A 7,824-nucleotide genomic window follows, 5' to 3' on the forward strand; every position below is an offset into this window, starting at 1 on the left:
CGCGCCCGCTGACGCGGGCAACGCCCACCTTCGGGGGTCACAGGCCCGACACCCTCCTGGGGGAGGGGGCTCGAGAGCCTTCCATCGCCAGCCCCAGCCAGCCCCCTTGAGGGGGCCGGCCGAAGGCGGCGTTGCCCGCTCCGCGGGCTCGCCCGCCACAGGCCGGCGCCCTCAAGGCTGGCTCAGGGGCTCGGTCAGGGCCGGGGCATCGCTGCGGCCGTAGCGGTCGTCAAAGCGCACGATGTCGTCCTCGCCCAGGTATGGGCCGCTCTGGACCTCAATCAGTTCCATGGCGATCTTGCCGGGGTTGGTGAGGCGGTGGCGGGCGCCGAGGGGGATGTAGGTGCTCTGGTTCTCACCCACCAGCTCCTCCACCCCGTCCTTTTCCACAACGGCGGTGCCGCGCACCACCACCCAGTGCTCGGCCCGGTGGTGGTGCATCTGCAGGGAGAGGCTGGCGCCGGGCTTCACCGAGATCTTCTTGACCTGCCAGCGCTCCCCTTCCACCACGCCGTCGTAGTGGCCCCAAGGCCGGTAGATGCGGCGGTGGGCGCGGCTCTCGGGGGCGCCGTCCCGCTCCAGCCGGCCGACGATGCCCTTCACCTCCTGGGCCCGATCGCGATGGGCCACGAGCACGACGTCGTCGGTTTCGACCACCACCAGATCCTCCACGCCCAGGCCCACCACCAGACGGTGTTCGCTGCGCAGGTAGCAGTTGCGGCTGCCCTCACTGATCACCCGGCCCCGCAGCACGTTTCCTTCAGGGTCCTGCTGGGAGGTTTCCCACAGGGCCGCCCAGCTACCCACGTCACTCCAGTCGGCATCGAGGGGCAGCACCACGCCCCGGTCGGTCTTTTCCATCACCGCCACGTCGATGGCGATGCTGGGGCCGTTGGCGAAGGCTTCCCGCTCCAGCCGAAGGAACTCCAGGTCGGCGCTGTCCTGCTCCAGGGCCGTGCGGCAGGCGCCCACCACCTCGGGGGCGAAGTGCTCCAGCTCCGCCAGGATCGTGCTGGCACGGAACAGGAACATGCCGCTGTTCCAGGTGAAGCGGCCGGTGGCGAGGAAGGCCTCGGCAGTGGCTTTGTCCGGCTTCTCCACGAAGCGGGCGATCGGTACGGGCGTGGCGGCGTCCATGGCTCCGGCCGCCTCGATGTAGCCGTAGCCCGTTTCGGCGCTGGTGGGCACGATGCCGAAGCTGACCAGCTGGCCGTCGGACGCTGCCGCCATGCCGGCGGCCACCGTGGCGCGGAAGTCGGCGGCGCGGCGGATGACGTGATCGGCGGCCAGGATCAGCAGCAGCGGGTCGTTACCGCGGGCCGTGGCCTGCAGGGCCGCCACCGCCACCGCCGGTGCGGTGTTGCGGCCAACCGGTTCCAGCAGGATCGCCGCCGGCTCCACGCCGATCTGGCGCATCTGTTCGGCCACGATGAAGCGATGGTCCTCGTTGCAGATCAGCAACGGCGGCGCCAGGTCCGGCAGGCCCTGCAGGCGCTGGTGGGTCTGCTGCAGCAGGGTTTCTTCGGTGGTACCGGCCAGGGGCCAGTACTGCTTGGGGTAGCTGGCCCGAGACAGGGGCCAGAGGCGGGTGCCGGTGCCGCCGCAGAGGATCACTGGAACCAGGGAGGGGGAATGCATGGAGGCTGCCGCTGTCCCGCAGGACCATCAGTCGGGCCTATTCAACCCGAGGTGGCCCCGGCCGTCAGCGTTCCTGGGCACCCGGGGCCACTTCAGAGGTCGAGAAGGCCGGGGGGCGGCGTGAGGCCGATCCAGCCCTCCGCCAGGTTCACCTCCGGCACGATCGCCTCCACGAAGGGGATCAGCAACCGCCGGCCCCCCGCCGCGAGCTCCACCTCCAGCAGGTCGTTGCCGGCATGGATCAGGTCGGTCACGGTGCCGAGGGACGCCTGCGGCTCCGCCAGCAGCCGCACCTGGAGCCCCACCAGATCAAGCAGATGGAATTCCCCCGGCCCCAGGCTGGGACGGTCGTTGGCGGGCACCAGCAGGTGCTGGTCCACCAGGGCTTCGGCGGCGGTGCGGTCGCTGACGCCTTCGAGGCGCAGCACGAACAGGTTCTTGCCGGGCAGGGGCCGGCCGGCCAGCAGCTGCACCGGCCGTGGTTCGCCCTTGGGGGCCTGCAGCCAGCGCTGGCCGGGCCTGGTGAAGCGTTCGGGGAAGTCGCTGAGGGGCAGCAGGCGCGCCTCACCGCCCATGCCCTGGGCCGCCACGAACCGGCCCACGGCCATCAGCTCCCCTGGGTCGTCGGCTCCTTGCGCCTGGTTGCTGGTGTCGGCCACGGCCTCAGCGCTTGCTTCGCGGCGCATCATCGCGTCACGGGCCCTGTGGCGGTGCCCGCCGCCACTGCAACAGGGCCTCCTGGCAACGATAATGGCCCCACTACATGGTTCCTTCCGGGGGCCTACGCCATGGCCAGCAGCCCGATCCTGCCCGGTTCCACCGTGGTCGTGCGTGATCCCCGCTCGATCTACAACGGCTACCAGGGCTTCGTGCAGCGCATCAGTGGGGCGATGGCGGCGGTGCTGTTCGAAGGCGGCAACTGGGACAAGCTCGTGACCGTGCCCCTCAGCACCCTGGAGCAGGCCTGAGGTCGAGGGTTTCCAGGGCTGCCCTGGCGGCCTGCTGCTCCGCCTCCCGTCGCGAACCGCCCCGGCCCTCGCCGCTCAGCCCGCCCACGTCCACCCGGCAGGCGAAGCGCTCCGGATCCCCGTGCACCCGGCTGCGCTCCTGGCAGCTGTAAGCGGGCAGGCCCTGGCCCTGGCCCTGGCTCCATTCCTGCAGCGCCGACTTCCAGTTGTGGCGCAAAGGATCGGCCAGCAGCTCGGCGGTGCTGGCCTGCCAGTGGGGGGCCAGCCAGTGCTGCACGGCCACCAGTCCGCCCTGGGGACCGCCGCCCACGGTGTAGATGGCGCCCACAAGGGCTTCGCAGCATTCGGCCAGCACGGTGGCGCGGCCGGCCCGATCGCCGGCGGCCATCGCCCCCAGCAGCAGCACCGGCTCAAGGGAGATGGTCTGGGCCAGATCACTCAGCCAACGGTCGGACACCAGCTGGGCCCGCAGGGCGGAGCTGTCGCCCACGCCCATGGATGGGTGCGCCGAGCGCAGAAACTCGGCCGCCGCCAGCCGCAGCACCGCATCGCCGAGGAACTCCAGGCGGTCGTGGTGGCGGGGCTGGCCGGTGGAGCTGTGGGTGAGGGCCTCATCGAGGGTGGCCAAGGCGGCGTCGGCGGCGGCCGGATCAAGGGGCAGCAGGCCGTTGCCGCTGCCGAAGCCGAGACTCTCCAGAAAGGCCAGGAGTTGCTGGCGGCGCTGGGGAGTCATCGCGGGGCAAGGGGGGGGAAGCAGGACGTAAGCCGGGTTCTGTTCTCCCCTGCCAGCGGCACGCCGCCGGCAGGGGGGGTGATCATCTGTCTGGGACCGCCGTCACCGGCGGCCTCGAGCGGCGCATGGGAATCGGGACGGGGAAGATGGCCAACCGCTGTCCCTGGGCCTTGCTCCCAGCCGGGGTTTACCGAGCCGGCACCTCTCGATGCCGCTGGTGCGCTCTTACCGCACCTTTGCACCCTTACCTGTGCGCCGGGCAAGCCCGGGCCATCGGCGGTGTGTTTCTGTGGCACTGTCCTCACGGTCACCCGCACTGGGCGTTACCCAGCAGGCCTGGCCATTGGGGAGCCCGGACTTTCCTCAACCGGCCGCGGCCTTGGCCCGAAGGCCGCACCGCACCGATCGCGATCACCTCGCCTGCTTTCCGGGGTCAGTGTAGGGAGCCCCCCTCAAGGCTTCATGCCGAGCGGCTGCGCCGGCGGGACTTGTTACCAAACAACCCCTGGGCCTTCTGCAGCAGTGTGGGCCCACCTTCACGCCCCTGGGCGAAGGCCGCGAAGCCCAGGGCCACCAGCAGGGTTTTTAGACAGTTGCTGGACGCCTCGCCCAGGAAGTTCTGCAATCGCTGGGAGCGGGCTTCGGCGGTCTGGTAGCGGAGGGCATTGAAACGGGAATCGACGTTGGCGAACAGCTGTTTCTTCAGGACAGGCAGGGGGATGTCGAGCTTTGCGGGGAGCTGGACAGGCTGGGGCAGGGTGGCGAGCAGGGAGCGCACTTCCTGCTCGCTGGTGGTGGCCTGGAGCTGGGCCTTGAATTTGCTCCACTGGGCCTGCAACTGGGCCTCTTGGCCGGATTTCTGCTGCAGGAGGCGGACACCGGCATGGAGCTGGATGGGGACCAGCAGTAGATAAAGAATGGCTGCCCAGGTGCTAAGGCTTCGCAGCAGTTTGACCCTGCTGATCAGCTGCTGGCTTGAGCCATTGAACGACCTGGCCAGGCAGACAAGCAGCAGGCCGATCAGCAGGAAGGGGCCGGAGGCGCTGAAGGCTCCGGATGCCCGCAACTGCCATTCGGGATCCAGCAGCCTGATCGGCAGACAGGCGAACAGCAACGCGGTGAGGCCATAGCCGACCATCACCAGCCCGGTGGTGGAGAGCAATTCGGCGATGTCCCTCTGGTTGCGCTTGTCACTGTCTATGGGCGTCTGGATCTTTTGCTCTGTCGCGATGTCCATGGGCGTGGCTGTTGTCATGGAAACTTAGCGGCACTGCAGCCGTTGAATGGATCTGGGTGAGCGGGCTAACGATTCGTGATACCAAAAAAGCCCCCTGCCGAAACAGGGGGCCAGTGGATCAGCTGTAGGTTGCTCAGGCGATCTGCCGGATGCGGCGACGCAGCTTGCGGGACATGCCGAAGGCGGCAGCTGCACCAAGGATGGGGAGGGGGCCGGGAACGGTCTCACCGCGCGGCGGAGCGTTCAACTGAATGACCGAGTTGTTGAAGTTGCTCACGAAGTTGCCCGCCTGATTCCCAACCGCGAGGGTGGAAATGAAATCGGCGGAAACGACCGGGGTGGTGAAATTGATCGCCCCAGAATTGACTGGAGAATTGCCGTTGGTTCTGGTTTCCGTGGCAAGGATTACACCCCCCAGATCACCTTCACCTGCAATCACTAGGGTCGGTGTTGCTTGCAGCGTCTGGGTGTAGGCAGGGTTGGGGGGGGTGGGCTGGGCGGAGGAGGTGGCGCCCGTGGAGATGCTCTTGATCCGCTGACCGGATGCAACGGCGTCAAACACCGTCATCGAATAGCCAAACTCATACAACCCCGGCAGGAAATTGGTGCCCGGGACGGGGATGATCGAGATGCTGAAGTTGGGTGCGTTGTTGGTGAACGAGAAGAAAGCAGTGTCGAGGGCCGGGGACCCTGAAATGTTGAGGAAGCTGCTGTAGACCTTGTCACCGATGATGCAGGCGAAACCCTGCGAGAAGATCGTGGCACCGGTCTGACCGACACAGTCAACGGCCGGAGGAGCATTTCCGGTGAAGGGCGTGGCTTGTACCGGCGACCCGGAAAGCAGGGAGGCAGCCAGGCTTGCGCTGAGCGCAGCCCCAAGGCCTATAGGCGTTCTGAGCGAAAGCATGGTGGGTAGGAGGAAAGGAGTCGTACCGCCAAAATACTACCACCTCTCACCCGTTTCACAGAATCCGCTTCTCAGGGTTCGCAAACCCGCACAGGCACCGTGACGTTCTGGCCAGGATCCCCCTGTTCAGCACTTGCTTTTCGGCTGGGTTATTGGAAGGGGGCCTTCCCTGCCCCTCGGTTCGGAGCGTCCAGCGATGGCTCAGACGGCCCCCTGAAGCCTTCATAATTGGCCTTATAGGGGTTGTAGCTCAGCCGGATAGAGCGACGGTTTCCTAAACCGTAGGTCGTGGGTTCGAGTCCCGCCAGCCCCGTAGCCAGGCCCGAGCCGTCCTCGAAACGGTCTGGGCTGGCCTGGATTTCCTTGAGGAATTCTTAAGGTCATGGCTCCGCGTCCCCCGATCTCCTGCGGGCTGACCGTCTCCGCAGCCTTCCTTGCCGGTGCGGCCGTCGCCTCGGGAGTGGCCATCGCCCAGCAGCCCAACATGCAGAACGCCCTGGATTCGCTGCTCAGCGCCCAGTCGTCCCTGCAGATGGCTGCCCCCAACAAAGGGGGCCACCGCGATCGGGCGATCGGCCTGGTGAACCAGGTCATTGAGGAAGTGCGGCTTGGGATCGCCTTCGCCGCCAACTGAGCGGATCGTCCAGCCGTAACGTGCGCTACCACTGGTGCCCTTCCCCAATTGGGGCACTCCCGCTAGCGTTGTTCCAGTCGTCAGCAGTGGATGACCCAGCTACACGACCTGCGCCTGCGGTTGCTGGTTCAGCAGGAGAGTGAGGCCATCGCCCACGCTCACCCCGACGAACTCGATCTCTCGGTGGTGCAGGCCCGCTGCCTCTGCTGGCTGGCCCTGCTCGCCGATGCCCATGAGGAGCAGGCCAGCGATGCCGAGCGTCGCGGCGACGTGGAGCAGGCCATGGGCTGGTTCGCCGATTCCATGCGCCTGCGCGACGTGATTCAGGTGGTGAGCTCGATTGAAATTCCCCTGCCGCTGCTCAGTGAGGCGGGGGATCGGCCCGATCAGGGCCCCCTGGCGGCCTGACGGTGCCATGATGGTCGTTGAATGAAAGAAGGGACGCGGTGCCAGAAGAGCCCTGCCAATGTCCTGATTGCCAGCGGTTCTATCGGGAACACGACCGGTTGATCCGCGAAAATCCCAGCCTCCGCCAGCAGCAGGAGCTCAATTGGGCCGCCCTGCAGTCGTTTCGTACCCTGGCCGGCCGGGTGCTGGAGGAGCTTCAGAAGCAGCACGGCGACGGTGATGCTCCCCCCACCCCCGCAGCGCCCGATGCCGGGCTGCAGGAAGCTTCTGGCGAGGTTGTCCCCGAAAGCGATGCCATCCAGCAGGCCATGGCCGATCTGGAGAACATCAATGCTCACCTGTTCTCCATCGAGGCCCTCATGGAGCGCATCTTCGACGTGAGGGTGCCTGAGCCCGTGGAGCAGACCTTCCGGGAAGTGGCCGGTGAGCTGGCTCCCGATCCCCTCAACGCCGACCGGCTGCGCCTCAACCGGCTGCTGCACCAGACCCCCGACCTACCCGATCACCGGGGCGGCTGACCCGCCCCGGCCCGTCTCAGGCCCCCCTCAACGGGCCATCGTCATGGCGCCGCCGGCAGGCGGCGGCCCTTCGCCGGGGCCTCGTCGATCTCGCAGGTGATGGTCACGGGGAACTCCTCCGCCTGCCAGATCCGTTCGCAGTACTCCCGTATCGAGCGATCCGAGGAGAACAGGCCGCTGCGGGCGGTGTTCAGCAGGGACATCCGGTTCCAGCGGGGGCGATCGGCCCAGGCCTCGCTGACGGCCTGCTGGGCCTGCAGGTAGGACGCGAAGTCGGCCAGCACGAAGAAGGGGTCGTGGCCGGTGAGATTGTCCAGCAGGGGACGGAACAGCTCCTTGTCGCCGTTGCTGAAGTGGCCGCTTTCGATCAGGTGCAGCACCTCCGGCAGCTCCGGGGTGGAGGCGATCAACTCCCAGGGCCGGTAGCCCTCGTGTCGGAGGGCGGCGATGCCTTCGGTGGTGCGGCCGAAGAGGAAGAAGTTGTCGTCGCCCACCTGCTCGCGGATCTCGACGTTGGCGCCATCGAGGGTGCCGATGGTGAGGGCACCGTTCATCATGAATTTCATGTTGCCGGTGCCTGAGGCCTCGAGGCCGGCGGTGGAGATCTGCTCGGAGAGGTCGGCGGCGGGGTAGACGCGTTCGCCGAGCTTGACGTTGTAATCGGCCAGGAAGATGACGCGCAGGCGGCCGTCCATGTCGGGGTCGGCGTTGACGACATCGGCGATGCCGTTGATGAAGCGGATGATCAGCTTGGCCATGGCGTAGCCCGGGGCGGCCTTGC

At 67.3% G+C, this 7,824-nt stretch carries 10 protein-coding genes, 1 tRNA gene and 1 other RNA gene; 5 read left to right on the plus strand and 7 right to left on the minus strand.

Features of this window, described 5'->3' with window-relative positions; translation table 11 throughout:
* Positions 1-171 precede the first annotated feature (171 nt).
* Entirely contained in the window at positions 172-1,638 is a 1,467-nt protein-coding gene (locus KUG43_RS06785) for a mannose-1-phosphate guanylyltransferase/mannose-6-phosphate isomerase (protein ID WP_216907433.1), read from the minus strand.
* Between the two features lie 92 nt (positions 1,639-1,730).
* A complete protein-coding gene (gene rimM, locus KUG43_RS06790; RefSeq protein ID WP_286194497.1) occupies positions 1,731-2,246 on the minus strand; it encodes a ribosome maturation factor RimM in 516 nt (171 codons plus the stop codon).
* A 180-nt stretch (positions 2,247-2,426) separates the two neighbouring features.
* Between rimM and KUG43_RS06795 the strand changes: the two genes are divergently transcribed.
* Positions 2,427-2,606: an NAD(P)H dehydrogenase subunit NdhS gene (locus KUG43_RS06795; RefSeq protein WP_015109734.1), complete on the plus strand. Its 180-nt coding sequence runs from the start codon at positions 2,427-2,429 to the stop codon at positions 2,604-2,606.
* On the opposite strand, the gene rnc is transcribed toward KUG43_RS06795, so the two are convergent.
* The 4 genes from rnc to KUG43_RS06815 all read right to left on the minus strand — a co-directional run bounded on the left by rnc (position 2,584) and on the right by KUG43_RS06815 (position 5,483).
* On the minus strand, positions 2,584-3,339 hold the full coding sequence (gene rnc / locus KUG43_RS06800) for a ribonuclease III (protein WP_216907437.1): 756 nt from the start codon (positions 3,337-3,339) through the stop codon (positions 2,584-2,586). The two genes, KUG43_RS06795 and rnc, sit on opposite strands and share 23 nt — an antisense overlap.
* A gap of 13 nt (positions 3,340-3,352) precedes the next feature.
* Positions 3,353-3,766, minus strand: an RNA gene (gene rnpB / locus KUG43_RS06805) — RNase P RNA component class A.
* 33 nt (positions 3,767-3,799) lie between these two features.
* Complete coding sequence (locus KUG43_RS06810) at positions 3,800-4,576, minus strand: hypothetical protein (RefSeq protein WP_216907439.1); 777 nt, start codon at positions 4,574-4,576, stop codon at positions 3,800-3,802.
* Positions 4,577-4,709: 133 nt separating this feature from the next.
* On the minus strand, positions 4,710-5,483 hold the full coding sequence (locus KUG43_RS06815) for a hypothetical protein (protein ID WP_216907441.1): 774 nt from the start codon (positions 5,481-5,483) through the stop codon (positions 4,710-4,712).
* A 239-nt stretch (positions 5,484-5,722) separates the two neighbouring features.
* Here KUG43_RS06815 and KUG43_RS06820 point away from each other — a divergent pair.
* From KUG43_RS06820 to KUG43_RS06835, 4 genes are all read left to right on the plus strand, one after another.
* Positions 5,723-5,796 (plus strand) — tRNA-Arg (locus tag KUG43_RS06820).
* 69 nt (positions 5,797-5,865) lie between these two features.
* Positions 5,866-6,117 carry a hypothetical protein gene (locus KUG43_RS06825; protein WP_216907443.1) on the plus strand — a complete coding sequence of 84 codons (252 nt, stop codon included), beginning with the start codon at positions 5,866-5,868 and terminating at the stop codon, positions 6,115-6,117.
* A 90-nt stretch (positions 6,118-6,207) separates the two neighbouring features.
* Positions 6,208-6,525 (plus strand): DUF8670 family protein, encoded by a 318-nt coding sequence (locus tag KUG43_RS06830; protein WP_216907445.1) that lies wholly within the window; start codon positions 6,208-6,210, stop codon positions 6,523-6,525.
* Positions 6,526-6,563: 38 nt separating this feature from the next.
* The gene (locus KUG43_RS06835; protein ID WP_216907447.1) at positions 6,564-7,043 is read left to right on the plus strand and encodes a DUF8661 family protein; all 480 of its coding nucleotides are present in this window, start codon (positions 6,564-6,566) and stop codon (positions 7,041-7,043) included.
* 41 nt (positions 7,044-7,084) lie between these two features.
* On the opposite strand, the gene KUG43_RS06840 is transcribed toward KUG43_RS06835, so the two are convergent.
* Positions 7,085-7,824, minus strand: a 740-nt coding sequence (locus KUG43_RS06840) for a glycogen/starch/alpha-glucan phosphorylase (protein ID WP_216907449.1), incomplete at its 5' end; no start/stop codon positions are given.

The sequence above is a fragment of the Synechococcus sp. CCY 0621 genome, assembly GCF_019038465.1.
GTDB lineage: Bacteria > Cyanobacteriota > Cyanobacteriia > PCC-6307 > Cyanobiaceae > Cyanobium.